Source organism: Sphingopyxis sp. Geo25 (genome assembly GCF_949769135.1).
Taxonomy (GTDB): domain Bacteria; phylum Pseudomonadota; class Alphaproteobacteria; order Sphingomonadales; family Sphingomonadaceae; genus Sphingopyxis.
Genome location: NZ_CATKOZ010000008.1, coordinates 76,552 through 101,196, shown reverse-complemented (window position 1 = coordinate 101,196; position 24,645 = coordinate 76,552). Strand labels below are relative to the sequence as shown.

27 protein-coding genes are annotated in these 24,645 nt (G+C 65.9%); 13 read left to right on the top strand and 14 right to left on the bottom strand.

Annotated features, from left to right (window positions below; translation table 11 throughout):
- The first annotated feature begins 36 nt into the window (after positions 1–36).
- From QOL68_RS17175 to QOL68_RS17160, 4 genes are all read left to right on the top strand, one after another.
- Complete coding sequence (locus QOL68_RS17175) at positions 37–651, top strand: ankyrin repeat domain-containing protein (protein WP_058457511.1); 615 nt, start codon at positions 37–39, stop codon at positions 649–651.
- Between the two features lie 74 nt (positions 652–725).
- Entirely contained in the window at positions 726–1,997 is a 1,272-nt protein-coding gene (gene ribB / locus QOL68_RS17170) for a 3,4-dihydroxy-2-butanone-4-phosphate synthase (RefSeq protein ID WP_204993474.1), read from the top strand.
- On the top strand, positions 1,997–2,422 hold the full coding sequence (ribH, locus tag QOL68_RS17165) for a 6,7-dimethyl-8-ribityllumazine synthase (RefSeq protein ID WP_058457509.1): 426 nt from the start codon (positions 1,997–1,999) through the stop codon (positions 2,420–2,422). The genes ribB and ribH overlap by 1 nt, the downstream gene beginning before the upstream one ends.
- Positions 2,415–3,068 carry a hypothetical protein gene (locus QOL68_RS17160; RefSeq protein ID WP_282950221.1) on the top strand — a complete coding sequence of 218 codons (654 nt, stop codon included), beginning with the start codon at positions 2,415–2,417 and terminating at the stop codon, positions 3,066–3,068. The genes ribH and QOL68_RS17160 overlap by 8 nt, the downstream gene beginning before the upstream one ends.
- A 46-nt stretch (positions 3,069–3,114) precedes the next feature.
- On the opposite strand, the gene QOL68_RS17155 is transcribed toward QOL68_RS17160, so the two are convergent.
- Entirely contained in the window at positions 3,115–4,200 is a 1,086-nt protein-coding gene (locus QOL68_RS17155; RefSeq protein ID WP_058457507.1) for an alkene reductase, read from the bottom strand.
- 113 nt (positions 4,201–4,313) lie between these two features.
- On the opposite strand from QOL68_RS17155, the gene QOL68_RS17150 reads away from it, so the two are divergent.
- From QOL68_RS17150 to QOL68_RS17125, 6 genes are all read left to right on the top strand, one after another.
- Positions 4,314–5,225, top strand: a complete 912-nt coding sequence (locus QOL68_RS17150) for a DMT family transporter (RefSeq protein WP_282950220.1) — start codon at positions 4,314–4,316, stop codon at positions 5,223–5,225.
- 5 nt (positions 5,226–5,230) lie between these two features.
- The gene (locus tag QOL68_RS17145; protein ID WP_282950219.1) at positions 5,231–5,896 is read left to right on the top strand and encodes a COQ9 family protein; all 666 of its coding nucleotides are present in this window, start codon (positions 5,231–5,233) and stop codon (positions 5,894–5,896) included.
- Between the two features lie 71 nt (positions 5,897–5,967).
- Positions 5,968–6,219, top strand: coding sequence for a FeoA family protein (locus tag QOL68_RS17140; protein WP_282950218.1), 252 nt, complete (start codon positions 5,968–5,970; stop codon positions 6,217–6,219).
- Complete coding sequence (gene feoB / locus QOL68_RS17135) at positions 6,216–8,075, top strand: ferrous iron transporter B (RefSeq protein WP_282950217.1); 1,860 nt, start codon at positions 6,216–6,218, stop codon at positions 8,073–8,075. The genes QOL68_RS17140 and feoB overlap by 4 nt, the downstream gene beginning before the upstream one ends.
- Positions 8,076–8,107: 32 nt before the next feature.
- Positions 8,108–8,662 carry a single-stranded DNA-binding protein gene (gene ssb, locus QOL68_RS17130; protein WP_282950216.1) on the top strand — a complete coding sequence of 185 codons (555 nt, stop codon included), beginning with the start codon at positions 8,108–8,110 and terminating at the stop codon, positions 8,660–8,662.
- A gap of 29 nt (positions 8,663–8,691) precedes the next feature.
- The gene (locus tag QOL68_RS17125; protein WP_282950215.1) at positions 8,692–9,162 is read left to right on the top strand and encodes an MmcB family DNA repair protein; all 471 of its coding nucleotides are present in this window, start codon (positions 8,692–8,694) and stop codon (positions 9,160–9,162) included.
- 312 nt (positions 9,163–9,474) lie between these two features.
- Here the strand turns inward: QOL68_RS17125 and QOL68_RS17120 are convergent, their stop codons facing one another.
- From QOL68_RS17120 to QOL68_RS17100, 5 genes are all read right to left on the bottom strand, one after another.
- Positions 9,475–10,089, bottom strand: a complete 615-nt coding sequence (locus QOL68_RS17120; RefSeq protein WP_282950214.1) for a riboflavin synthase — start codon at positions 10,087–10,089, stop codon at positions 9,475–9,477.
- 8 nt (positions 10,090–10,097) lie between these two features.
- A complete protein-coding gene (gene ribD / locus QOL68_RS17115; protein WP_282950269.1) occupies positions 10,098–11,042 on the bottom strand; it encodes a bifunctional diaminohydroxyphosphoribosylaminopyrimidine deaminase/5-amino-6-(5-phosphoribosylamino)uracil reductase RibD in 945 nt (314 codons plus the stop codon).
- A gap of 29 nt (positions 11,043–11,071) precedes the next feature.
- On the bottom strand, positions 11,072–11,539 hold the full coding sequence (locus QOL68_RS17110) for a hypothetical protein (RefSeq protein WP_282950213.1): 468 nt from the start codon (positions 11,537–11,539) through the stop codon (positions 11,072–11,074).
- 282 nt (positions 11,540–11,821) lie between these two features.
- Positions 11,822–12,283: an acyl-CoA thioesterase gene (locus tag QOL68_RS17105; protein ID WP_058457498.1), complete on the bottom strand. Its 462-nt coding sequence runs from the start codon at positions 12,281–12,283 to the stop codon at positions 11,822–11,824.
- Positions 12,280–14,118: an aminopeptidase P family protein gene (locus tag QOL68_RS17100; RefSeq protein ID WP_282950212.1), complete on the bottom strand. Its 1,839-nt coding sequence runs from the start codon at positions 14,116–14,118 to the stop codon at positions 12,280–12,282. Before QOL68_RS17100 ends, QOL68_RS17105 begins: the two co-directional genes overlap by 4 nt.
- Positions 14,119–14,286: 168 nt before the next feature.
- Here QOL68_RS17100 and QOL68_RS17095 point away from each other — a divergent pair, with 168 nt between their 5' ends.
- Positions 14,287–16,356 (top strand): S9 family peptidase, encoded by a 2,070-nt coding sequence (locus QOL68_RS17095; RefSeq protein WP_282950211.1) that lies wholly within the window; start codon positions 14,287–14,289, stop codon positions 16,354–16,356.
- 13 nt (positions 16,357–16,369) lie between these two features.
- Here the strand turns inward: QOL68_RS17095 and QOL68_RS17090 are convergent, their stop codons facing one another.
- The 6 genes from QOL68_RS17090 to QOL68_RS17065 all read right to left on the bottom strand — a co-directional run bounded on the left by QOL68_RS17090 (position 16,370) and on the right by QOL68_RS17065 (position 21,567).
- Positions 16,370–17,194, bottom strand: coding sequence for a hypothetical protein (locus tag QOL68_RS17090; RefSeq protein WP_282950210.1), 825 nt, complete (start codon positions 17,192–17,194; stop codon positions 16,370–16,372).
- Between the two features lie 32 nt (positions 17,195–17,226).
- Positions 17,227–17,838 carry an HAD family hydrolase gene (locus tag QOL68_RS17085; RefSeq protein ID WP_282950268.1) on the bottom strand — a complete coding sequence of 204 codons (612 nt, stop codon included), beginning with the start codon at positions 17,836–17,838 and terminating at the stop codon, positions 17,227–17,229.
- Between the two features lie 106 nt (positions 17,839–17,944).
- Positions 17,945–18,070, bottom strand: coding sequence for a type B 50S ribosomal protein L36 (gene ykgO / locus QOL68_RS17080; RefSeq protein ID WP_003046794.1), 126 nt, complete (start codon positions 18,068–18,070; stop codon positions 17,945–17,947).
- Between the two features lie 173 nt (positions 18,071–18,243).
- Positions 18,244–19,704 carry an RNA polymerase factor sigma-54 gene (gene rpoN / locus QOL68_RS17075; RefSeq protein ID WP_282950209.1) on the bottom strand — a complete coding sequence of 487 codons (1,461 nt, stop codon included), beginning with the start codon at positions 19,702–19,704 and terminating at the stop codon, positions 18,244–18,246.
- 140 nt (positions 19,705–19,844) lie between these two features.
- Positions 19,845–20,657, bottom strand: a complete 813-nt coding sequence (gene lptB, locus QOL68_RS17070; RefSeq protein WP_282950208.1) for an LPS export ABC transporter ATP-binding protein — start codon at positions 20,655–20,657, stop codon at positions 19,845–19,847.
- Between the two features lie 100 nt (positions 20,658–20,757).
- Entirely contained in the window at positions 20,758–21,567 is an 810-nt protein-coding gene (locus tag QOL68_RS17065) for a division plane positioning ATPase MipZ (RefSeq protein WP_282950207.1), read from the bottom strand.
- Positions 21,568–21,650: 83 nt separating this feature from the next.
- Between QOL68_RS17065 and panC the strand changes: the two genes are divergently transcribed.
- Positions 21,651–22,490 (top strand): pantoate--beta-alanine ligase, encoded by an 840-nt coding sequence (panC, locus tag QOL68_RS17060; protein WP_282950206.1) that lies wholly within the window; start codon positions 21,651–21,653, stop codon positions 22,488–22,490.
- Between the two features lie 139 nt (positions 22,491–22,629).
- A complete protein-coding gene (locus QOL68_RS17055; RefSeq protein WP_058457490.1) occupies positions 22,630–22,944 on the top strand; it encodes a hypothetical protein in 315 nt (104 codons plus the stop codon).
- A 66-nt stretch (positions 22,945–23,010) separates the two neighbouring features.
- On the opposite strand, the gene QOL68_RS17050 is transcribed toward QOL68_RS17055, so the two are convergent.
- Positions 23,011–24,159, bottom strand: coding sequence for a GNAT family N-acetyltransferase (locus QOL68_RS17050; protein WP_282950205.1), 1,149 nt, complete (start codon positions 24,157–24,159; stop codon positions 23,011–23,013).
- An 8-nt stretch (positions 24,160–24,167) separates the two neighbouring features.
- The gene (locus QOL68_RS17045) at positions 24,168–24,635 is read right to left on the bottom strand and encodes a RidA family protein (protein WP_282950204.1); all 468 of its coding nucleotides are present in this window, start codon (positions 24,633–24,635) and stop codon (positions 24,168–24,170) included.
- Positions 24,636–24,645 lie beyond the last annotated feature (10 nt).

Here is a 24,645-nt window from a genome sequence, read left to right as displayed (position 1 = left end):
TCCGACCGACTCAAGCTGCCAGGGGTCTCTTCCATCATGTTCCGACGCGCGGAATTCCGCCTTGCCTCTCTCCTTTTGATCGCGGGCGCGCTCGTCGCGAGCCCGGCGATCGCGCAATTCCGCGGCGGATACGCCTTTCTGTCGGCGGTCGACAACCGCGACGGGACAAAGGCGACCGACGCGCTGAAGAACGACCCGACGCTGATCAACACACGCAATCCGGACACGGGCGAGACCGCGCTGGCGATCGTGACCAAGCGCCGCGACCTCAACTGGCTGCGTTTCCTGCTGGCGAAAAGCGCCGATCCGTCGATCGCCGACCGGCAAGGCGTCACCCCGCTGATGCACAGCGCGCTGCTCAACTTCACCGAGGGCGCCGAGGAGCTGATCCAGAGCCGGGCGCCGGTCGACCAGACCAACCGGCGCGGCGAGACCGCGCTGATCCTGGCGGTGCAGGCCAAGAATGTCGCGATGGTGCGGCTGCTCGTCAAAAATGGCGCCAGCCCCGACAAGGCCGACCATATCGCGGGCATGTCGGCGCGCGACTATGCCAAGCGCGACGACCGCACCGGCCAGTTGCTGTCGATCCTCGACGCCAAGCCCGACGCGCCGGGGCGCCAGCTGGGGCCGACCTTCGGGCCGAGCAACTAGCGCGACGGCTTAAGAGAATTGTGGAATGTGATATCTGGATTGACAATCACATTATGATGTGAGACATCGTCACCATGTCCACACAGCTCATCGACCGCATCCGCTCCATCGTCGACGAAGGGACCATGTCCCGCTCGGGACTGGCGCGCGCCGCGGGCCTTCACGCCAACAGCCTTCGCGATCTCGATTCGGAAAGCTGGAACCCCACCGCCGACACGCTGCGCAAGCTGGAAAACTGGCTCGCGACCGGCAGCGACATCTCCCCGATGGCAACGCCCGAGGAGATCATCGCCGAGGCGCGCAACGGCCGCATGTTCATCCTCGTCGACGACGAGGATCGCGAGAATGAGGGCGACCTGGTCATTCCCGCGCAGATGGCGACCCCCGATGCGATCAATTTCATGGCGACGCACGGGCGCGGCCTGATCTGCCTCACCCTGACGCGCAGCCGCGTCGAGACGCTCGGGCTCGAACTGATGAGCCGCAACAACGGCACCCGCCATGAAACCGCCTTCACCACCTCGATCGAGGCGCGCGAGGGCGTGACCACGGGCATTTCGGCCGCCGACCGCGCGCGCACGGTGTCGGTTGCGATCGACGCATCGAAGGGCCGCGACGACATCGTCACCCCCGGCCATGTCTTTCCGCTGATCGCGCGCGACGGCGGCGTACTCGTCCGCGCCGGCCATACCGAGGCGTCGGTCGACATCGCGCGCCTCGCGGGGCTCAACCCCTCGGGTGTGATCTGCGAGATCATGAACGACGACGGCACGATGGCGCGGCTCGACGACCTGATCCCCTTCGCACGCCGCCACGGGCTGAAGATCGGAACGATCGCCGACCTGATCGCCTATCGCAGCCGCACCGACCGGCTGGTCGAATGCGTCGCCGACGAACCGTTCGAATCGGATTATGGCGGCGACTGGCGCCTCAAATCCTATCGCAACAAGATCGACGGCAGCGTCAATCTGGTGCTCCAGAAGGGGCCGGTCGATCCCGCCGGCGTCACGCTCGTCCGGATGCACGCGGTGTCGATCTTCGACGACATCATGGGCCGCCCCGGCCCCAAGAAGCGCCGTCTGCAGCGCTCGATGGACGCGATCGGAGAGGCCGGTGCCGGCGTGATCGTGATGTTGATGCGTCCGCTCCCCGGCTCCGCCGACGCCGAACCGGCGGCGCCGGGCGCCGGCATGGACCTCAGAACCTATGGCATCGGCGCACAGATCCTCGCCGACCTTGGCGTCCATGCGATGGAACTGCTCACCCCCACCCACAGCAACATCGTCGGCCTCGAAGGCTATGGCCTGTCGGTCGTCGGCGAACGCCCCATTCCCGGAGAAGCCTGATGGCCCACGTCCTGATCGTCGAAGCCCGCTTCTACAGCCATCTCAACGACATGCTGATCGACGGCGTGAAAAGCGCGCTCGAGGCCGAGGGGCACAGCCACGACACCGTGACCGTCCCCGGCGCGCTCGAAGTTCCCGCCGCGATTTCGCTCGCCGCCGATAGCGGGCGCTACGACGCCTATGTCGCATTGGGCGTCGTGATCCGCGGCGAAACCTATCATTTCGAAGTCGTCTCGAACGAGAGCGCGCGCGGCATCATGGCGCTGACGCTCGACGGGCTTGCGATCGGCAACGGCATCCTGACCGTCGAGAATGAAGAACAGGCGCTTGCGCGCGCCGACAAGACGCGCAAGGATAAGGGCGGCGAAGCGGCGAAGGCCGCGCTCGCGATGCTGGCCCTGAAGGAACAATTCGGCATTGGCTGATCGACCACCCCCCAGCCGTTATTCCGTCGTCGAGCGCGGCGGGCGGCTGGTGGTCATCGACCGGGAGACCGGCCAGACCCCGCTCAGCGCCGCCGAGCGCATGGACCTGCACGACCGCAGCCTGGGCGTCGAGCCGATCCGGCCCTCCAAAGCGAGCGCGGTCCCCGACCTGTCGGCCGCGGCGCGCGCCGAATCGGGGCTGAGCGCCCGCCCCGCGCCCGTCCAGCAAGCCACGCCGGCCGCGACCGAGGGCAAGGCGCGCGTCGCCGCCGCGATCGCCGAGCGCGGCAAGCGGCCGTGGAATCAGCAGCCGAGCGATCGGCCCGCCCTGCAATCGAACGCAAAGCCTGCGCGAATCGCCGACCGGCCCGCGCCGCAAGCAGGCGGCCGCAAGACGATCGTCACCGGCAAATGGTGGGATGCCAAGGGTCCGCGCACCCTCGAACTGGGCCCCAAGGGTCAGCAGGTGCTGAGCGGCGGTTTCGTGACGCTGTTCTTCGCGATCGTCGCCGCGGCGATCGTGGCGCTGATCGTCCAGCCGATCCTGCTCTTCGTCGGCGCCTTCCTGCTGTTCCGCTTCGGCGGCAATATCCTCGGCCCGATCGGCGCGGGGATCGTCGACAAGGCGATCGCCGAAAAAGGATAGGGCCGGAACGGTCGCCCGCCCGGCCCTTCGCTCGCTTTCGGTTACGTTACGCCGTGACCAGCGCCGGATAGTCGGTGTATCCCTCGGGGCCCGGAGAATACCAGGTTTGCGGGTTGTCCGCGGCCCATTCGGCGCCGGTGCGGATCCGCTCGACGAGGTCGGGGTTGCCGATGAAGGGCCGTCCGAAGGCGATCGCGTCGGCGAGACCGCTGGCAAGCGCGTCTTCAGCCTTCGCCACGTCATAGTCGCTGTTGAGGATCAGCGGACCCTTGAACGCCTGGCGAATCGCGGGCGACTGTTTCGGCACGTCGGTACGGCCGAACGTGCCGTCGGGGCCGGGCTCGCGCAGTTCGAGGAAGGCGATGCCGAGCGCATCGAGCGCCGCCGCCGCCGCTGGGAACAGCTTTTCGGGCGCGCTGTCGTCGACGCCCTGCGTTTCGCCGTTGGGCGACAGGCGCACGCCGACGCGATCGGCACCCCAGACCGAGACCAGCGCCTCGGTAACTTCACGGAGCAGGCGGATGCGGTTTTCGACCGGCCCGCCATAATCGTCGTCGCGCAGGTTCGACCCGTCGCGCAGGAACTGGTCGATCAGATAGCCGTTGGCGCCGTGAAGCTGCACTCCGTCGAAACCGGCCTTCTTCGCATTCTCGGCAGCCTTCGCATAATCGGCGATCACACGCGGAATCTCGTCGAGGCGCAGCGGGCGCGCTTCCTCGAGGTCGAGGCGCCCGACCGGCGTGTGCGCGCGGCCGACACCCTTGGTCGCCGAGGCCGACACCGGCTGCTTGCCGTCGTTGAACACCGAATGGACCAGACGGCCCATGTGCCAAAGCTGCGCGACGATGCGCCCGCCCGCGGCGTGGACGGCGTCGGTCACGGGCTTCCAGCCCTCGACCTGTGCCTCGGTCCACAAGCCCGGCGCGCTCGGCCAGCCGAGGCCTTCCTGCGAGATGCCGGTGGCTTCGGAGATGATCAGCCCCGCCGCGGCGCGCTGGCGATAATATTCGCGCGCGAGCTCGTTGGGCACGAAACCCGGGCCGGCGCGGCCGCGCGTCAGCGGCGCCATGATGATGCGGTTCGGCGCCTCGATGGCGCCCAGTTTGATCGGATCGAACAGCGATACGGCCATGGTTCCTCCACGTCTCACTTTATTCGCGACGGCCCCATCGGTCGTCGCTATGGCCCGCGAAGCTATGGACGCCGCGGCGCCGGCACAATGGTGGGTAGCAAAAGAAAATCTAAATGACAGCCAAGATCGAACGCCTCGACGCAGAGACCCGAAAGGGCGTGACATCGACCCGCTGGGCGTTCCTCGCGCTGCTCGGCGGCAATATCGCGCTATCGATCGGCGCGATGCTCGTGCGGCTGGCCGATACCGGGCCGACCGCTTCGGCCTTCTGGCGCATGACCCTCGCGCTGCCCTTTCTCCTCGCGCTCGCGTGGCGAGAAAGCGGCGGGCGGCTGCCGCCGCGCCCCGCGGTCGGCATAGCCGCCGCGGCGGGCGTATTCTTCGCGCTCGACCTCGCCGCCTGGCACCTCGGCATCCTGCAGACCAAGGTCGCCAACGCGACGCTGTTCGGCAACTCGGCCAGCCTGCTGCTCGTGATCTGGGGGGTCATCCTGGCGCGCCGGTTGCCACGCGGATGGCAGGCGGCGGCAATATGGCTCGCCTTCACCGGATCGGCGCTGCTCATGGGGCAAAGCTATGAATTGTCGCCCGACTATCTCGTCGGCGACCTGTTCTGCCTGTTCGCGGGGGTGCTCTATACGGGCTATGTTATCCTGATGCAGCGCGTGCGCGGCGCGCTCGCGCCATGGACCGCGCTCGCCATCGCCTCGACGGTCTGCGTGCCCATCCTGCTCGGCACCGCGCTGGCGCTTGGCGAAACGATAATGCCGCAAAACTGGACCCCGCTTATCCTGCTCGCGCTGACCAGCCAGATCATCGGGCAGGGGCTGATGATCTGGTCGCTGCCGCGCTTCTCGCCGCTGGTCATCGGGCTGACCCTGCTCGTCCAGCCCGCGGTCGCCGCGCTCAGCGGCTGGATCGGTTTCGGCGAGACGCTGTCGGCGATCGATATTTTCGGGGGGATGATGGTCGGCGCGGCGCTGGTGCTGATCCGGTTGCCGAACCGCGCGACGCGGCCTATCTGACGCTTATGGCTTCGATCCTTCCCGCCGACCCGACCCTCGACGAGATCCGCGCCGCGCTCGCGCCACTGATCGCGGACAATGCGGCCTTCGACGGCTTCAGCAACGAGGCGCTCGTGGATGCGGCGACGCGCCTCGGTATCGATATCGACGTCGCGAAGCTCGCCTTTCCCGGCGGCGCGCGCGACATGGTCGACGCCTGGTTCGCCGATATCGACGCGCGCATGGCCGAGCGCTGGCCGGCCGAGAAGCTCGCCACGCTGAAGATCCGCGAGCGGATCACAACGCTCGTCGAGACGCGCATCGCCCTGCTCGCGCCGAACCGCGAATCGCTGCGCCGCGCGCTCGCCCTGCTGGCGCTTCCGACCAACGCCCCGCACGCGGCAAAGCTCGGCTGGCGCGCCGCCGACCTGATGTGGAAGCTTGCCGGCGACACAGCGACCGATTTCAACCACTACAGCAAGCGCACGATTCTCGGCGCCGTCTATGGATCGACGATGGCGGTGTTCCTGAACGACGAGAGCGAGGATTTCGCCGAAACGCGCGCTTTCCTTGCGCGCCGGATCGATCAGGTGATGCGGTTCGAAAGCTGGAAGCACCGCCGCGCCGCGCGCGGCATCGAACGCCCGAGCCTCGCGCGCTTCGTCGGGCGCCTGCGCTATCCAGGGCGCTGATCAAGCGGGCGCCAGGACGCAGGCGCAAAGGGGGCTGGCATTCGCCAGCCGATATTGATAATCGCTCGCAAATGACAGCCTTGCTCGATAGGGCGCCCCTGGGCGTCGCGGTGCGCATCACGCGCATCGACTGGAATGCGATATCGGTCGACGAAGGCCGGCGCCTGCGCGAATTCGGGCTGATGGAGGGCTGCGAGGTCGTGCCGCTCCATCGCGGCAGCCTCTTTTCGCGCGACCCGCTGGCGCTGACCATCGGCCGCATGAAGGTCATCATCCGGTCGCGGCAGGCCGCGGCGATCGAGGTCGAACCGGCAGCGGCATGACGGGTCCGATTCCTTCCGTCGCCCTGGTCGGCAATCCCAATGCCGGCAAGTCGAGCCTGTTCAACGCGCTGACCGGCGCGCGTCAGAAGATCGCCAATTACCCCGGCGTCACCGTCGAGCGGAAGGCGGGCCATGCCAGCTTCGCCGACGGACGCCCGATCGCCCTGATCGACTTGCCCGGCACCTACAGCCTGACCCCTGCGAGCCTCGACGAGGCGGTGACGCGCGACGTCGTGCTCGGCAAGCAGGAGGGCGAGAAGCGCCCCGACGCGCTGATCGTCGTCGTCGACGCCGCGAACCTCGACAATCATCTCTGTTTTGCGCTGGAACTGCTCGCGCTCGGCCTGCCGACGGTGGTGGCGCTCAACATGCTCGACCTTGCCGAGCGCGACGGGCTGACGCTCGATCCCCAGCGGCTGGCGCGCGAACTCGGCGTACCCGTCGTCCCGACGGTGGCGGTGCGCAAACGCGGGCTCGCCGATCTTCTCGAAGCGGTCGATGACGCGATCCGCACGCACGAGCCGCGCGAAGTCGTCCCCGCGCCGCGCAGCGACGCTTCGCTCCACCAGCGCGCCCGAGCGCTCGCGCGCGCCGCGACGCTCAGCGAGACGCCGGTCCGGCGCTGGACGCAGCGCGTCGATTCGATCGTGCTCCACCCGATCGGGGGCTTCGCCCTCCTGCTCGCGCTGATGTTCGTGATGTTCCAGTCGGTCTATGCTGCCGCCGAGGCCCCTGCCGATTTCCTCGAGAGCGGGATCGGCATGCTGCAGGGCTGGGTGGTCGACACCATGCCCGACACTTTCCTGCGCGGGCTGATCGTCGAGGGGGTGCTCGCCGGGGTCGGCGCGGTGATCGTCTTCCTGCCGCAGATCCTGATCCTCTTCCTCTTCATCCTGCTGCTCGAGGCGTCGGGCTATATGGCGCGCGCGGCATTCCTGATGGACGGGCTGATGGGCAAGGTCGGTCTGTCGGGACGTGGCTTCATCCCGCTGGTGTCCAGTTTCGCCTGCGCGGTACCGGGGATCATGGCGACGCGCGCCATTCCCGACGAAAAGGACCGACTGACGACGATCCTGATCGCCCCGCTGATGACCTGTTCGGCCCGGATGCCCGTCTATGCGCTGGTCATCGGCGCCTTCATTCCGGCGCGAAACGTCGGCGGAACCCCGGTCGGCCTCCAGGGCCTCGTCCTCTTCGGCCTGTTTTTGAGCGGCATCGTCGGCGCGTTGCTCGTCGCCTATGTCCTCCGCCGGTCGGTGACCAGAGGCAATGCCGCGGGCTTCATGATGGAAATGCCACGCTATCAATGGCCGCGCGCGCGCGACATCGCGATCGCGCTGTGGCAGCGCGCGTGGATATTCCTGCGCCGCGCGGGCACGATCATCGCGATGACCACCGTCGTCCTCTGGCTGCTGCTGAGCTTTCCGAAGGCGCCCGTGGGGCAGAGCCAGGTCGAATATAGCGTCGCCGGCCGCATCGCGAGCGGCCTCGAAGTGGTCGTCAAGCCGATCGGCTTCAACCATGACATCGCGCTCGCGCTGATCCCTGCGATGGCGGCGCGCGAGGTCGCGGTGTCGGCGATGGCGACCGCGAATGCGATCGATGCCGACGGCGACGAGGCGGCGATGGCCGAGACGCTGGGCGAGCGGCTGCAGGGCAAATGGAGCCTCGCGACCGCGCTCGCTTTCCTCGCCTGGTTTGTCTTTGCGCCGCAGTGCATTTCGACGATCGCGATCACCCGGCGGGAGACGAACGGGTGGAAATGGCCCATGTTCATGGTTGGCTATTTGTTCCTGCTCGCCTATGCCGCAGCAGGTATCACCTACTGGACAGCCGTCGCCTTTGGCCTAGGCTGATCCTTCCAACTTTTGAGCGGAGCGGAGCGGCGATGGCTGGCAGCGTCAACAAGGTAATTCTTATCGGCAACCTCGGCGCCGATCCCGAAATCAAGTCGTTCCAGAACGGCGGCAAGATCGCCAATATCCGCATCGCGACCAGCGAACAGTGGAAGGACCGGATGACCGGCGAGCGCAAGGAGCGCACCGAATGGCATAATGTCGTCATCAACGGCGACGGGCTGGTCGGCGTCGTCGAGCGCTACCTCAAGAAGGGCTCGAAAGTTTACATCGAAGGGTCCTTGCGCACCCGCAAATGGCAGGATCGCGACGGCAACGACCGCTACACGACCGAGGTGGTGATCGCGGGGATGGGCGGCACGCTGACCATGCTCGACGGCGCGCCCGGCGGTGGCGGCGGCGGTTCGCGCGGCGGCGACAGCTGGAACCAGGGCGGCGGCGGTTCCTCGGGCGGCTGGGATCAAGGCGGCGGCGCGTCGGGCGGAAGCTCGGGCGGCGGCTGGAACCAGGGCGGTGGCGGCAGCTCGGGCGGTGGCGGCGGACGCCCGCCCTTTGACGACGATCTGGACGACGACGTCCCGTTCTGACGGTCTGGCCGTCCCGAGGACTTTGACCCATGGCGACTGACCTGTTGACCGCCGCGGACGTCGCGCGCGGCGTGTGCCGGCTGTTCGCGCAGCAAGGACTGGTCGCGATTCCCGAGGTCACCTTGCCCAACGGTCGGCGCACCGACCTCACCGCGATCGACGCCAAGGGAAACATCACGATCGTCGAGATCAAGGTCAGCCGTGCCGACCTGCACGGCGACGGCAAATGGCCCGACTATTGCGACTGGTGCGACCGCTTCTATTGGGCGCTCGCCTCAGGGCTCGACCCCGCGATCCTTGAAACGGCCGAGTACCGTCCCGAAACGTCGGGGCTGATCATCGCCGACCGCTATGGCGCGGCGGTCTTTCGCGAGGCCGCGAACTGCAACCTCGCCCCTGCGCGCCGCAAGGCCGAGCTGCTGCGTATCGGCCGCGTCGCGATGCGGCGGTCGATGATCGCGGCGGATCCGGAGATCGCGGCGGGCTGGGGCGAGGGATGATCGTCGCCCCAGCGTGGCAACGTCAGCCCCGCGTCGGCGCAGGAAAATTATCTCACGCGAAGGCGCGAAGGCGCAAAGAAGAAAGAATCTCACACAAAGACACAAAGATGGCGGCTTGCTCGGACGCCGCGGCGTGAGACCGGCGCGAAGCGCCCTTCATGGTCGCCTGCGGCGACAGGCAACGGCCGCGCCATAAGGCGCCCTCTTTGTGTCTTTGTGTGAGATTATCGAAAGGCCCGCCCAGCCCGCGACACATCTTTGCGCCTTCGCGCCTTTGCGTGAGACATTTCGGCAGCCGGCCTCGAAAACGAACTACCCCCGCGCCTGCATCCGCGCCAGATATCGCGCCAATATGTCAATCTCGAGGTTGACCGGGCGTCCGGCAGCCGCCTCGTTCAGCGTCGTCATTTCCTGCGTGTGCGGGATGATGTTGAGCGTGAAATGCGCGCTGCCGTCGGGCTGGTCTGTCACTTCGTTGACGGTGAGCGAGATGCCGTCGACGGTGATCGAGCCCTTGGCGGCAATATGCGGGGCAAGCTCTGCAGGCGCCTCGACGGTGACCCCGACGCTGTCGCCGACCGGGATGACGGAGACGATCGTACCCACCGCATCGACATGGCCGGTTACGATATGCCCGCCGAGTTCGTCGCCGATCTTTAGCGCACGCTCGAGGTTGAGGCGGCGGCCCGCGTCCCACATGCCGGCCGCTGTGCGCGCGAGCGTCTCGCCGCTCGCATCGATCGCGAACCAGTGTCCGTCGGCGTCGGCACCCTTGTCGACGACGGTCAGGCAGGCTCCCGAGCAGGCGATCGACGCGCCGAGGTCGATCCCGTCGGTGTCATAGGCGGTGCCGATGACGAGGCGGGTGTCGCCGCGATCCTCGCGGCTGCGGATGGTGCCGATGTCGGTGATGATGCCGGTGAACATAAAAGCCCTCAAATGATTCTGATGCGCTCGTAGACGTCGAGCCGGTCGCTGCCAAGCAGGCGGCTGTCGGCGAGCCGCCAGCGGCCGTGCGCGTCGGCGAGGTCGGAGAGACCGATGTCGCCGAGCGCGGGCTTGCCGCCCCCGATCAGGATCGGAGCGCGGTAGAGCAGGAGCCGATCGACGCGGTCGGCGGCGACGAAGGCCGAAGCCGCGCCCGCGCCGCCCTCGACGAGCAGCGAATCGACGCCCGCCACCGCAGCGGGCGAGGCGACGGCGGTCCAGCCCTCGGTCGCCGCGCCCGACGTCAGCACCAGCCGTTTCGGGCTGCGATCCTCAAGACCCGGCAAGCGGACATCGAGCGTCGGCGCATCGGCCGCGAGCGTGCCGCGTCCGACGAGGATCGCCTGATGGCTCGCGCGCTCGAGATGGCCGTGGGCGCGCGCGCGCTCCCCCGTGATCCAGCGGCTCGACCCGTCGGCCATCGCGATACAGCCGTCGAGCGAGGTGGCGAGTTTGAGCGTCACGAACGGCCGCCTTTCGCGCTGCCGCGTCCACCAGGGCGCCATCGCGGTCCGGGCTTCGGCGGCAAGAAGGCCCGTCTCGACCTCGATTCCTGCTGCGCGCAGGCGAGCGATCCCGGCACCGTCGGTGCGCGGGTCGGGATCCCGCGTGGCGATGACAACGCGCGCGATCCCCGCCGCGACGAACAGGTCGGTGCAGCAGGGCCCGCGCGGGCTGGCGTGCGCGCAGGGTTCGAGGCTGACATAAGCGGTCGCGCCGCGCGCCGCATCGCCCGCAGCGGCCAGCGCCACCGCTTCGGCGTGCGGGCGCCCGCCGGCCTGGGTCCAGCCGCGCGCGACGACACACCCGTCCCTGACGATCATGCACCCGACATTGGGATTGGGCGCCGACGCCGGCCGGCCGCGCCGCGACAGCGCGACGGTGGCCGCCATCCAGTCGGCGTCGGAAGGCGGCCGCTGCATCAGGGCTGCGTTTGGGCGGCCGGACCGCGGGCCGCGCGTTCGGCAAGCGTCGAGCGCTTCGGCGGTGCGGGCTTCATCTTTTTCGCCGCCGCCGCGACATCTTCGCCCAGCGTCTCGCGCGTCACCTTGTCGGCCTCGCTCGAATCATAGTCGATTCCCAGGCTGTCGGCGAAGCGCTGATACTCGGCACGCTTCTGCGCGTTGCGGAGTGTCGTCTCCTTGGCCCGCTTCACCCAGTCGGCGCGAATATCGGTCTCGCTGCGCGTCGCCTGCCAATTTTCGAAATAGACGATCGTCGGCTTGGGCTTTTCATAGGGGATGAGATATTTGGAAAACCCCCAGATCACCACGATCGGCAACACGATCGCGACGCCCCAGCTCGCCCAGCGATGCGGACGCGGTTCGCGGATGTAGGCCCAGAAATCGGCGATCCCGCCGCCGACATCCCAATTGTTGAACATTCCCATGCCGCCAATTTAGGGGATGTTGGCGCGATTGGCGAGAGGCGCGTCGATTGCGCGATGTGACCGATGGTAACGTTCTCGATTGCAAAAAATGCAATTACGGATGCTCTTTTCGCAGTTGCAGCATTCATTGTGCAGTGCAATAACACACTTGCCTTTTAGGCATCCTCTCCCAAAACTTTCACGGGCCGCCTTCGGGCGGCCCTTTTTTTTGCCGTTTGCGGCGGAAAACCCGACTTTTTTGATCGAGAAATACGATCCGGTTCGAACTGGACCGGTCGCGAATCAGCCCTGAACGGGTGTGCGCGATTCGAATCGCCGCACTTCGGCGATGAAGCTGCCCGGCAGCGGCGTCGGTTGCCCGCTGTCCGAATCGATATGCGCATAGCTGATTTCGATGTCGGTCAGCCGCTCTTCGCCGCGGAAAATCCCGCAATGGAGCGTAAAGCTCGTGCGCCCGAAGGCGCTGATCCGCGCCGCGATCGTGATCAGTTCGTCGAGGCGCGCTGGCGCATGATAGTCGATTTCGCAATGCGTTTCGCGAATGTCTGTACCATATTGGTGAAAATAGGGGCCGGGCTGCCCCTCGCCGAGCGCGCGGAAATATTCGGTGACGCCGATATCGGCGTAGACCAGATAATTGCCGTTGAAGACGATATTCTGGCCGTCGATCTCGTTGAAACGCACGCGCACACGCTCCTGCACGCGAAAATCGGCGAGCGGCACGGCGCTGCGGGCGTCAGTCATGCGGCGAGCGCGGCGGGAGTGCGGTCGAGCGGCGCACAGGCGGCCTCGAGCCAGGCGCGCTCCTCGCCCGCCATGCCCGCGCCGAGCTTCTCCAGCACCTCGGCATGATAGGCGTCGAGCCAGTCGGCCTCGGCGTCGGACAACAGCGCGACGTCGACGAGGTTCTGCGCGATCGGGGCGAAGGTGATGGTTTCGAACCCCAGCATCTCCTCCTCGGCGCCCGCGATGCTCTGCGGGATGACGATGACCAGATTCTCGATGCGGATCCCGAAATGGCCCGCCTTGTAATAGCCGGGCTCGTTCGAGAGGATCATGCCCGCGTGCAGCGGCTCCTCGGTCCCGGCCTGCCCGCCGGCGGGCTTGGCGATGCGCTGCGGCCCCTCATGGACCGCGAGATAGGTGCCGACGCCGTGCCCGGTGCCATGGGCATAATCGACCCCGTCGGCCCACAGATACTGGCGCGCGAGAATGTCGAGCTGGCTGCCGCGCGTCCCCTTGGGGAAGCGCGCGGTCGCAAGCGCGATGTGGCCCTTCAGCACCTGCGTGAAGCGGCGGCGCATCTCGGCGGTCGGGGTGCCGATCGCGATCGTGCGCGTAATGTCGGTTGTCCCGTCGGCATATTGCCCGCCCGAATCTACGAGGTAGAGCGTGCCGGTCTCGATCGCGCGATTGGTCGTCTCGTCGACCTTGTAATGCGGCAGCGCGCCGTTCGGCCCGGCGGCCGAGATGGTGTCGAACGACAGATCCTTGAGCGCGCCGTTCGCATCGCGGAATTCGCGAAGCTTCGCCGCGGCGCCGAGTTCGTCGAGCCGGCCTTGCGGCGCGACCTCCTCCATCCATTTCAGGAAACGCGCGACCGCGACGCCGTCGCGGACGTGCGCGGCGCGCGTGCCGTCGAGTTCGGTGTCGTTCTTGATCGCCTTGGGCAGCACCGCAGGGTCGCGGTGGCGTTCGACCTTCGCACCCGCCGCTTCGAGTGCGGTGAAGATTGCGGCGACGGCGCGGTCGGGATCGACCGCGACCGCCTTGCCCGACAGGTCGGCGAGCGCCGTCTCGAACGCGTCGCGATCGTGGATCCGCACGCTGTTGCCGAGATGCGCGCGCACCGCGTCGGTGACCTTTTCGGGCGCGATGAACAGGTCGGCGGTCGCGTCGGCGTGGAGCAGCGCGAACGCGAGCCCGACCGGCGTGTGGCTGACGTCGGTGCCGCGGATATTGAAGGTCCAGGCGATCGAATCGAGCGCGGTCATCACCGTCGTGTCGAGACCCTTGGCTTTCAGCCAGTCGGCGATGATCTCGCGCTTTTCGACCGCGCTCTGGCCGGCCAATGCCGTGTCATGGACCGTCACCACAGCGTTACTCGGCGCGGGCTGGTCGTCCCACGCCGCGTCGAGCGGGTTCGGCGTCACTGCGACGAGGCTCGCGCCCTTCGCGGCGAGCGCCTTTTCCAGATTCCGCGCCCAGTCGATGCTGTGGAGCCATGGGTCGTAACCGACCTTCTGCCCCGCACTGACGTTGGCACCGAGCCATTCGGCGACGCTCGACTGCGGCACGCCGACATAGTCGAAAAGCGATCCGTCGACCTGATCGCGCACCTGCACCGTATAGCGGCCGTCGACGAACACCGCGGCCTTGTGGGGCAGCACCGCCGCGGTCCCGGCCGAGCCGCCGAAGCCTGTCAGCCACGCCATGCGCTGCGCATAGGCGCCGACATATTCGCTCATATGCTCGTCGCTGATCGGCACGACGAAGCCGTCGAGGCCGCGCGCGGCGAGTTCGGCGCGGAGGCGGGCGAGGCGCTCTGCGTAAATAGTGCCGGGGACGGGGCTGGACATGGCTGGTTCCTTGTTCCTACATCACAGCCATCCTGCCCGATCGGGGCGACGCTGCGGGGGGTTTTCTATGCGCGCTATTTGGATGTTTCTGGCCGCAATTACCACCCCGCTTGTCGTGTCCCCGAGTGCCTTCGCCCCAGCTGCCCTTGCCCAAGAGAAAGAGACGAATTGACCAACAGCCCCGCCGCCCCGGTCGCCGAAAGGCGGCCCCACGAGACGACCCTGCACGGCACGACGCTGTCCGACCCCTATTACTGGCTCCGCGACCAGAGCTATCCCGTGATCGATGACGCCGACATCCTCGATTATGTGAAGGCCGAGAACGCCTATTTCGACGCGAAGATGAAACCGCACGCGAAGCTGGTCGAGACGCTGTTCCAGGAGATGAAGGGCCGCATCAAGGAAGCCGATTCGAGCGTGCCGCAGAAGGACGGCGACTGGCTCTACTGGGTCGAGTTCGAGGAAGGCGCCGAGTATAAGAAATGGTACCGGAAGCCAGCGTCAGGCTCGGGCGAGGCGCAGCTGATCCTCGACGAGGTCGCGATGGCCGCAGGCAAGGAATATTTCCGCCTCGCCGAGCTGTCGATCAGCCCGAACGGCAAGCTGATGGCCTATTCGTTCGACGACAATGGATCGGAGCGGTTCGAGGCGCGCGTCCGCAACCTCGAGACCGGCGAACTGCTGCCCGACGTCATTCCGGGCACGCTGTCGTCGCTCGTCTGGACCTCGGGCAACGACGCGATCCTCTATGGCCTGGCGAACGAGAACTGGCGCACCGACAATGTCCGGCTGCACAAGCTCGGCACGCCCGTCGCCGACGATAAATTGCTCTACAAGGAGCCCGACATCGGCTTCGGGGTCGGGATCGGCAAGACCGCGGCCGACAATTATATCGTCATCGCGACCGGCGATAACGAGACGAGCGAGGTCTATCTGCTCCCCGCCGACAATCCCGAAGCCCCGATGCAGCTCGTCTCGGCGCGCCAGAAGGGCCGCGAGTATAGCGTCGACGAGCGCGAGGGCACACTCTACATCCACACCAACGACGAGCATCCGAACTTCCGCGTCGCGACCGCGAGCGTGAAGGATCCGGGCAAGTGGACCACGCTGATCCCCGGATCGGACCATAGTTACATCACCGGTTTGTCGGTGTTCCGCGACTATTTCGTGATCGAGGCGCGCGAGGACGGGCTCGATCAGGTCGATATCCGCACCTATGACGCGCCGCTGACCCCCGGCCGGATCAAATTCCCCGAGGCGACTTATGTAGCGGGGCTCGGAGACAATCCCGAATATCATCAGGACAAGCTGCGGCTCGACTATGAGTCGATGGTCACCCCCGACACCGTCTATGATTATGATCTCGCGACCGGAAAGCTCGAGACGCTGAAGGTGCAGGAAATCCCGTCAGGTTATGATGCGACGCAATATATAACCGAATGGGTCAACCTGCCGAGCCGCGACGGCAAGACGCTGATCCCCGCCTCGCTCGTTTACAAGAAGGGCACCAAGCTCGACGGCAGCGCGCCGATGCATCTCTATGCCTATGGCAGTTACGGCTACCGCGTGCCGCCGGGCTTTTCGACGACGCGGCTCAGCCTCGTCGACCGCGGCATGATCTATGCGATCGCGCATGTCCGCGGCGGCGACGACATGGGCCGCGCCTGGTATCTCGCGGGCAAGACGACCGAGCGCAAGAATAGCTTCAACGACTTCATCGACGTCGCCAAGGGGCTGATCGCGAAGAAATATACCTCGGCCGGCAAGATTTCGGTCGAGGGCCGCTCGGCGGGCGGGCAGGTGATGGGGGTGATCTATAACGAGGCGCCCGAACTGTGGGGGGCGGTGCTCGCAGGCGTGCCCTTCGTCGATGTCATCAACACGATGGTCGACGACACGCTGCCGCTGACCCCGGGCGAATGGCCCGAATGGGGCAATCCGGTCACCGACAAGGCGGCGTTCGACTATATGCTGAGCTACAGCCCGTACGACAATGTGACCGCAAAAGCCTATCCGCCGATGCTGGTGTCGGCCGGCCTCAACGACCCGCGCGTAACCTATTGGGAGCCCGCGAAATGGGTCGCCAAGCTCCGTGCGACGCGCACCAATGACGCGACGCTGCTGCTGCGCACCAACATGGGCGCGGGCCACGGCGGCAAATCGGGCCGCTGGGGCGCGCTCCGCGAGGATGCCGAGGAGTTCGCCTTCGTGCTGACGCAGCTCGGGGTGGAGAAATAGAAGATGGGATTACCTAATCCGATTTGACCCCAGCATTGGCCAATACACCTTCGACCTTTTGCATAATTGCAGCGGAGCGTTGAATGGCGTCATCATCTTGCTCATCTCCGTTGAGAGACTTACGGATTTCCTTGAACATCAGATCTTCCATCTCATCAAGGAGATGGGGGAGGCCTGCGGAGCCATATTGGTCGATAAACTTGCTTTGATGCGGAAGAACTACTTTCGCCAGCTCGGAAACCTTGTCCCATTTAATGAGCTTGCTGGCGTCCGATATGCCCGCCGAGAGCGCCTTCATATGAACGTGGCATGTTACAAGAATTGAACTGTAAGCTGAGTATATTGCCCAAACGATATCTGGCAGGTGAAGCCGCTCATTGGACCCCTTCACACCCTTCATCGTTTCGACAACATCCCCCACGCTCAGGGTCTCAATGAACTTTCTGATATTTGGATCACCGACGTTCAGCTTCTCTATTTCTTCGATGTTTAGGCGAGCAAAGGACTGCGCGCCAAACTTAAGATTGCCGAGAGAGCCGAACTTCTCCCAAATCTTTTCCAGTGCCTCAATCCGCCGTGTTGAGAGGATCCCTTGACGCTGCGACAGTCCGGATAAAGCACCGTCTCTCAGCGCAGCAATCTGGGCCTCCTTTGCGCGCAAATCGCCCCGAAGATTCTCCTCCGCCTTGCGCATGTCGCTACGAACAGTTTCTATGCGCGTCTCAAAATCTGCGCGCACCTTCTCACGAATTGTGGCTGTCAAAAATTCTCGGAGAAGAAAGATCGCTACCGGAAGCGCAACCAACACCGAAAGAGGAGCTAGAATGTCGGGATTCACGTTGGCCTCGCCGAATTAATGAGGCGCTTATTCTATAACGAGAGATAGCCTTTAGCCAGCAGCGCAACCTCCAAATCGGCCGCATCGACGAACCGAAGCCCCGCAATCCCAACCGATTCGGCGCCCGCAATATTCGCGGCTACATCGTCGATGAACAACGCGCCGGCTGGGTCGATGCCGAAACGCTCGATCGCGAGGCGGTAGATCGCGGGGTGGGGTTTCATCAGTTTCTCGGTGCCCGACACGATGATATCGCGGAAGCGGTCGAAGATCGGCTGGGTCGGGCGGAAGGCTTCCCAGAATTCATGCCCGAAATTGGTGATCGCGAAGAGCGGCACGCCCGCATCGTCCAAACGCTCCACGAGTTCGAGGCTGCCGGGCATCGGGCTGGGGATCGTCTCGTTGAAGCGCGTCGCATAGGCGTCGATCAGCGCCTCATGCTCCGGAAACTCGGCCTTCAGTTCGGGCAGCATCTCGGCGAGCGGGCGGCCGGCGTCGTGCTGGAAATGCCATTCGGGCGTGACGACGTTGGTCACGAACCATTCGAGCCGATCCTGATCGTCGATCAGTTTCGCGAAGAGATGGCGCAGATCCCAGTCGAACAGGACGCGGCCGACATCGAAGATCACGCATCGGCGAATTATGGGGCGAAGCATGCGTCCTCCAGACACGCGAAAGCGCCGCCGGAAGCATCCGACGGCGTTACGCTAGCTTGGCTATGCGCGCGGGACATAAGTCCCGGCAGGACGTTCAGCCCTGGCGCGCCTTGAAGCGGCGGTTGGTCTTGTTGATCACATAGGTGCGGCCACGGCGACGGATAACGCGGTTATCCCGGTGGCGGTCCTTCAGCGACTTCAGGCTGTTGCGAATCTTCATGATCTCTGTCCGTAAATCTTGGCGTATTGACGCGAAGCGGCGCAACTATGGGGATAAGGCCGAAAAGTCAACCGCCCCTCGCCCATATTTCGTCATGCCGGACTTGATCCGGCATCCATCGCCGCGCTCGACCATAGGGACCCCGGATCAAGTCCGGGGTGACGAGGAGAGAATTACCCCGCGAGCGCCTTTTGCCGCCGCCGCTGCACCGACGAGCCATAGCCCATCGCCTCGCGATATTTGACCACGGTGCGCCGCGCGATGTCGTGACCCTCGGCCGAGAGCTTCTGCGCGATCGTCTCGTCGGACAGAATCGCCTTGGGGTCCTCGGCCTCGATCATCGCCTTGATCCGGCTCTTCACCGCCTCGGCCGACACGGCGCCGTCGCCTTCGGTCGCCGAAATGCCCGACGAGAAGAAATATTTGAGTTCGAACAGCCCGCGGGCGCAGCTCAGATATTTGTTGCTCGTCACGCGGCTGACGGTCGATTCGTGCATGCCGATCTCCTCGGCGACCTGCCGCAGGGTCAGCGGCCGCATATGCGCGACGCCGTGCAGGAAAAATCCCTCCTGCTGCTTCACGATCGCGCTCGCGACCTTGACGATCGTGCGCTGGCGCTGGTCGAGCGCGCGGACGAGCCAGTTGGCGCCAGCGAGCTGCTCGGACAGCCATGCCTTGCTCTTCGCCGCCGCGCCCGTTGCCAGTTCGGTATAATAGCGGCGATTGACGAGCAGCCGCGGCAGCGTGCCGCTGTTGACCTCGACCGCCCAGCCTTTCGCGGTTTGCCGGACATAAAGGTCGGGAACGACCGCCTGCACGCCCTCGCCGCCATATTTGAGGCCGGGCTTGGGATCATAGCCGCGCAGCTCGCGAATCATGTCGGCGAGATCCTCGTCATCGACGCCGCAGATGCGCTTCAATTGCGGGAAGGCGCCCTTCGCGACGAGGTCGAGGTGCGCGATCATCGTGGCCATCGCGGGATCGTAGCGGTCGGCCTCGCGCGCCTGGATCGCGATGCATTCGGCGAGATCGCGCGCGCCGACTCCCGAGGGGTCGAACAGCTGGATGCCCGCCAGCACCTCTTCGAGCAGCACCAGCGGCACACCGAGCTGCGATGCGAGTTCGGCAAGATCGGCGCGGAGATATCCCGCCTCGTCGATCAGCGCGACGAGCTGGCCCGCGACGATCGCCTCGATCCCGTCGAACCGCTCGCCGACCTGCGCCATCAGATGGTCGTGGAGCGTTCCGTCATGCTCGGCAAAGCTGTCGAAGTCGATGTCCTCGCCAGCGCCCGACAGACCGACCGAATCGCTCGCGCTGTCGTGATGAAAGCGTTCTTCGCTGAAATCGACATCAAGGTCGTCGGCGGTGCCCGCGTCTGAGGAAAGCGCCTGGTCGGTATCGGTCTCGCCCGACACCGCGGCCACGGGCGCGTCATCGCCGCCCTCATCGGGTCCGCCATCATCGCGGTCGGCGGGCGAGGCGTCGAGCAGCGGATTGCCCTCGAGCGCCTCGGCCAGATAGGCTTCGAGTTCGAGGTTCGACAGCGCAAGCAGCTTGATCGCCTGCTGCAGCTGCGGCGTCATCACCAGCGATTGCGACTGGCGTAAATCGAGGCGCGGACCCAACGCCATCGGCGTTTAGTTCACTATCTTGCGCGCTCCCGCGAAGGCGGGAGCCCATCTCCGGTCGGCGCCATCTTGAACCCACCGGAGATGGGTCCCCGCCTTCGCGGGGACACACGGATTTTTTTCTTGGTGAAAGACACCAAAGGTCAAAGCGAGAAGCCCTCGCCGAGGTAGAGGCGGCGAACCTCGGGATCGGCGACGAGTTCGGCCGGCGAGCCGGCAAGCAGCACCTTGCCGTCGTAGATGATCGCGGCGCGGTCGACGAGGTCCAGCGTCTCGCGCACATTGTGGTCGGTGATCAGCACCCCGATACCGCGCGTCTTGAGGTCGGCGACAAGGTCGCGAATGTCGCTGATCGACAGCGGGTCGATGCCCGCAAACGGCTCGTCGAGCAGGATGATCGACGGGTTTGCTGCCAGCGCGCGCGCGATTTCGGCGCGGCGGCGTTCGCCGCCCGACAGCGCCATCGCGGACGAATCGCGCAGCCGTGCCAAACCGAATTCATCGAGCAGCTCCTCGAGCCGCCGTTCGCGCGACACCTTGTCGGGTTCGGCAAGTTCGAGCACCGCCTCGATATTCTGCGCCACCGTCATGCCGCGAAAGATCGAGGTTTCCTGCGGCAGATAGCCGAGGCCAAGGATCGCGCGGCGGTACATCGGCAGCGCGGTGATGTCCGACCCGTCGAGCATGATGCGCCCGGCGTCGGGCTTCACCAGCCCCATGATCGAATAGAAGCAGGTCGTCTTGCCCGCGCCGTTCGGGCCGAGCAGGCCGACGACCTCGCCCTTCGCGACCGACAGCGACACGTCCGACAGCACGACGCGCTTGTCGTAGCTTTTTGCGATCGAGATGACGGCGAGTCCATTGCCCGCGGCCGCATCGTCCCGGACATGCGCCCTGTGCTCGGCGACGCCATGATCGTCGCTGGTCATCGTGCCTGTCGTGGATTCGTCGGTCATACGCAGCTTGGTCCGTTCTAGCCCCCGTGCGGCGTTACCCCAGCGACGCGCCCGCGGTCAATCTGGCAAGATTATTGCAGGGCCGGAAGAACGGGATGAATCAGGCGGCGGCGAACAGGTCGCCGTCGGGGTGCAACCGCTCGCGCTCGGGCAAGTTGAGCCCCGCCATCGCCTCGCGCAATTCCTGCCGCGCGACGACATGGCCGATCCCCATGCCGCCGAGATGCGCCTTGTCGAGCAGGGTCAGGCCGGCGGGAAAAAGCTCGCGATAGATCACGCGCTCGCCGAGCCCCGGAATGACGCGGAAACCGACGCGGCGCGCGAGCTGGGTCAGCGCCTCGCCGACGCGGCGCATGTTGTGCGCGTCGACGTGCTGGAGGCGGTTGCGCAGGATGATCCAGTCGATCGTCCGTCCGTCGGTCTTCGCGCGCGCCTTGCGCGCGTCCCAGATAAGTTCCGAATAAAAGCTCGGCCGCGTGACCTGGAAGGTTTCAGGGTCGACCTGACCGATCAGGTCGAAGTCGATGAAGCTGTCGTTGATCGGCGTCACCAGCGTGTCGGCGCTCGTCGCGAGGTGGCGCGCGAAGACATCGTCGCGGCCGGGGGTGTCGGCGACGAAATAGTCGACGTCTTCGGTCAGCCGCTCGACCTGCGCGTCGAGTTCCTCGATCGTCGTGCCCTCGAACACCTCGAACTGCGGCGTCGGCAGCGCGATATCGCGGCGCTTCGCCGTATTTTCGCGATTCTCCAGATAGCGGTGGAAGGTACGCTGGCGCGGGTCGAGATCGATCCCGGCAACGCGCCAGCCCTGACTCGCCAATGCGACCGCGAAATGCACCGCGCAGGTCGATTTGCCGGTCCCGCCCTTCTCGTTGGCGAAGATGATGCGGTGCGGGGCGGGCTTCGTCATGGCCGTTGCGATTTTCCTGTTGGCGGCGCATGGGAGCCGCTTGGGGTGGCAGTTGGGCCGCCAATATCGGAGGCTGGGCGGACGTGCAAATCATCCGTGACATCGCGACGCTCCACCGCGCGGTCGACGCGCTGAAGCCGGGACGCAAAAGCGTCGCGCTGGTGCCCACCATGGGCGCCCTGCACGAGGGCCATCTCTCGCTCGTTCGCATGGCAAGGCGCGTCGCCGACCATGTCGTCGTGTCGATCTTCGTCAACCCGACGCAGTTCGGCCCGAACGAGGATTATGCCGCCTATCCGCGCGACGAGGCAAAGGATGCCGCACTGCTGGTCGAGGAGGGCGTCGCGCTACTCTGGGCGCCCGATGTCGGGGTCATGTACCCGGCCGGCCATTCGACGCATATCGAGGTCGCCGAACTCGGCGCCGATTATTGCGGCGCTGCGCGGCCCGGCCATTTCGACGGTGTCGCGACCGTCGTCGCGAAATTGTTCAACCAGGTCCGTCCCGACATCGCGATCTTCGGCGAAAAGGACTGGCAGCAGCTCGCGATCATCCGCCGGATGGCGCGCGACCTCGATTTCGCGCTCGATATCTTGGGCGCACCGATCGCGCGCGCCAAGGACGGGCTCGCGCTGTCGTCGCGCAACGCCTATCTGACCGCAGCCGAGCGCAAGGCGGCCGCCGCCTTTCCGAACGCGCTGAAGGCTGCCGCGAAGGCGATCGCGGGCGGCGCCGACGTCGCCGGGACGCTGGCGAAGGCCGAGGCGGAGATCGTCAAAGGCGGCTTCGACAGCGTCGATTATGTCGCGCTTGCCAGCGCCGACAGCCTCGAAAGATTGACCGAGTTCAGCGAGCCCGCCCGCCTGCTTGCGGCAGCACGGATCGGGAAAACGCGCCTGATCGACAATCTTGCCGTCGGCTGATCGCGTCAAAAATCCCCGCATTTCTGCCGGTTGTCGCGGCTATCCACAAAAACTGCCATGGTCGTTAACGCTTTGTTGACCATAAGCCGCAAACTTGGGCCCCGAGGTCTCCGTGGGGTGGAGACGACAGGGGGTTATCATGGCGAACAGTCTGAAGTCTGCCCAATATCTGATCGAAAGCCGGCTGCTCGATGCGGCGCGCGGCGACGCCAATGCTTATTTCGACCTCGGGATCGCCTTCTCGACCGGCAGCGGCGGGGTCGATGTCGACCTGATCCAGGCGCATAAATGGTTCAACCTTGCCGCGCTTGGCGGCAGCCGCGAAGGCCAGCAGTGCCGCGCCGACGTGTCGAGCGAAATGAGCCGCGACGAAATCGCCGAGGCGCAGCGCCAGGCGCGCGCCTGGCTCGACGAAACGGCGCGCCGTCCCGCCGCCCGCCGCTTCGCAGCGTAATTTTCTGCTCACGCGGATGCGGCACCAGCCCGCTCCCCCACCCGGCCTCGTGCCGCTCTGACAAAATCAGACCGAGCGCTTGAACGGCGTGTGTCCTTCGAGCCATTCCATTTCGGCTTCCTCGGCACGGCGTTCCTGTTCGAGGTAATCCGCGACCGCACGGCGAAAGCCGGGATCGGCAATGAAATGCGCCGACCAGGTCGCGACGGGGCCGTAGCCACGCGCGAGCTTGTGCCCGCCCTGCGCGCCCGCCTCGACCCGCGCGAGTCCGCGGGCGATCGCGATATCGATCGCGCGATAATAGCATAATTCGAAATGCAGATAGGGGATGTCGCGGACACAGCCCCAGTAACGGCCGTAAAGCGTATCGGCGCCGACGAAATGCATGGCGCCCGCGACCGGCGCGTCGCCGTCATAGGCGATCGACAGGATGATCCGGTTGGCCATCCGCGCGCCGAGCAGGTCGAACGCCGCGCGCGTGAGGTACGGGTGGCCCCATTTGCGGGCGCCGGTATCCTGGTAAAAGGCCCACATCGCCTCCCAATGCTCGGGGCGGATCGCATCGCCCGTCAAATCCTCGATACGCAGACCTTGCGACGCCCGCGCGCGTTCCTTGCGGAGCTGTTTACGCTTCTGCGAGGTCAGCGTGGCGAGAAAGTCGTCGAAGCTGCCATAGCCCGCATTGGCAAAATGAAACTGGATATCGCGCCGGACCAGCCAGCCCGCCTGTTCGAAGGCCGGCATCTGCTCGGGCGCGACGAAGGTCGCATGCGCCGACGAGAGCCCGTTCTGGCGCACGACCGCCTCGGCGCCGCGGATCAGCAGCAGCGCGGTTTCGTGGTCCTGTGCCAGCAGACGCGGGCCGGGAACGGGGGTGAAGGGCGCGGCAATCTGCAATTTCGGATAATAATCGCCGCCAGCGCGCGCCCACGCGTCGGCCCAGGCATGGTCGAAGACATATTCGCCCTGACTGTGCGACTTGAGATAGGCGGGCGCGGCGCCGACCAGTACGCCAGCCGCGTCCTCGACCAGGATCGGCGCGGCCTGCCAGCCGGTGCCGGGTCCGACGCTGCCCGATTCTTCGAGCAGCGCCAGGAAAGCATGGCTGACGAACGGATTGCCGCCGCCCGCCAGCGCATCCCATGCCGCCGCATCGACTGCGGCGACGCCGGTGCCGAGCGAGATGGTCCGGGCTGGCGGGTCGGCGTCGGCCACCGGAGTCCTTATGCCGGTTTCACAGCGACGATCGCGTCGACCTCGACCGCCGCGCCGAGCGGCAGTACCGCGACACCGACCGCGCTGCGCGCATGGCGGCCGGCCTCGCCGAACACCGACTCCATCAGTTCCGAAGCACCGTTCGCAACCTTGGGCTGTGCGGTAAAGCCGGGATCGCTGTTCACGAACACGCCCAGCTTGACGATCTTTTCGACGCGCGACCAGTCGCCGCCGACGGCGTTGCCGATCTGCGCCACCAGCATCAGTGCGCAGCGGCGCGCGGCGTCATAACCCGTCGCCTCGTCCACGTCGGCGCCGAGGCGGCCGGTCACGACCTGCCCGTCGCGGAACGGAAGCTGGCCCGAGATATGGAGCAGCCCGCCCTGCTCGACGACGGGGACATAGGCGGCGACCGGCGCGGCCGGCTTCGGCAGTTCGAGGCCGAGTTCGGCGAGCTTGGCGATAACGTCGGACATGTCGGTTCCT

Excerpts from the sequence above, each read along its gene's own strand:
- ssb (WP_282950216.1), top strand. The coding sequence starts at position 8,108 with ATGGCTGGCAGCGTCAACAAGGTAATTCTTATCGGCAACCTCGGCGCC.
- QOL68_RS17045 (WP_282950204.1), bottom strand. The coding sequence starts at position 24,635 with ATGTCCGACGTTATCGCCAAGCTCGCCGAACTCGGCCTCGAACTGCCG.
- QOL68_RS17065 (WP_282950207.1), bottom strand. The coding sequence starts at position 21,567 with ATGACGAAGCCCGCCCCGCACCGCATCATCTTCGCCAACGAGAAGGGC.
- QOL68_RS17125 (WP_282950215.1), top strand. The coding sequence starts at position 8,692 with ATGGCGACTGACCTGTTGACCGCCGCGGACGTCGCGCGCGGCGTGTGC.
- QOL68_RS17105 (WP_058457498.1), bottom strand. The coding sequence starts at position 12,283 with ATGACTGACGCCCGCAGCGCCGTGCCGCTCGCCGATTTTCGCGTGCAG.
- QOL68_RS17120 (WP_282950214.1), bottom strand. The coding sequence starts at position 10,089 with ATGTTCACCGGCATCATCACCGACATCGGCACCATCCGCAGCCGCGAG.
- rpoN (WP_282950209.1), bottom strand. The coding sequence starts at position 19,704 with ATGGCGTTGGGTCCGCGCCTCGATTTACGCCAGTCGCAATCGCTGGTG.
- QOL68_RS17110 (WP_282950213.1), bottom strand. The coding sequence starts at position 11,539 with ATGGGAATGTTCAACAATTGGGATGTCGGCGGCGGGATCGCCGATTTC.
- QOL68_RS17055 (WP_058457490.1), top strand. The coding sequence starts at position 22,630 with ATGGCGAACAGTCTGAAGTCTGCCCAATATCTGATCGAAAGCCGGCTG.
- QOL68_RS17145 (WP_282950219.1), top strand. The coding sequence starts at position 5,231 with ATGGCTTCGATCCTTCCCGCCGACCCGACCCTCGACGAGATCCGCGCC.
- ykgO (WP_003046794.1), bottom strand. The coding sequence starts at position 18,070 with ATGAAGATTCGCAACAGCCTGAAGTCGCTGAAGGACCGCCACCGGGAT.
- QOL68_RS17140 (WP_282950218.1), top strand. The coding sequence starts at position 5,968 with ATGACAGCCTTGCTCGATAGGGCGCCCCTGGGCGTCGCGGTGCGCATC.
- ribB (WP_204993474.1), top strand. The coding sequence starts at position 726 with ATGTCCACACAGCTCATCGACCGCATCCGCTCCATCGTCGACGAAGGG.
- QOL68_RS17100 (WP_282950212.1), bottom strand. The coding sequence starts at position 14,118 with ATGTCCAGCCCCGTCCCCGGCACTATTTACGCAGAGCGCCTCGCCCGC.
- ribH (WP_058457509.1), top strand. The coding sequence starts at position 1,997 with ATGGCCCACGTCCTGATCGTCGAAGCCCGCTTCTACAGCCATCTCAAC.
- QOL68_RS17175 (WP_058457511.1), top strand. The coding sequence starts at position 37 with ATGTTCCGACGCGCGGAATTCCGCCTTGCCTCTCTCCTTTTGATCGCG.
- feoB (WP_282950217.1), top strand. The coding sequence starts at position 6,216 with ATGACGGGTCCGATTCCTTCCGTCGCCCTGGTCGGCAATCCCAATGCC.
- QOL68_RS17155 (WP_058457507.1), bottom strand. The coding sequence starts at position 4,200 with ATGGCCGTATCGCTGTTCGATCCGATCAAACTGGGCGCCATCGAGGCG.
- lptB (WP_282950208.1), bottom strand. The coding sequence starts at position 20,657 with ATGACCGACGAATCCACGACAGGCACGATGACCAGCGACGATCATGGC.
- ribD (WP_282950269.1), bottom strand. The coding sequence starts at position 11,042 with ATGGCGGCCACCGTCGCGCTGTCGCGGCGCGGCCGGCCGGCGTCGGCG.
- QOL68_RS17150 (WP_282950220.1), top strand. The coding sequence starts at position 4,314 with ATGACAGCCAAGATCGAACGCCTCGACGCAGAGACCCGAAAGGGCGTG.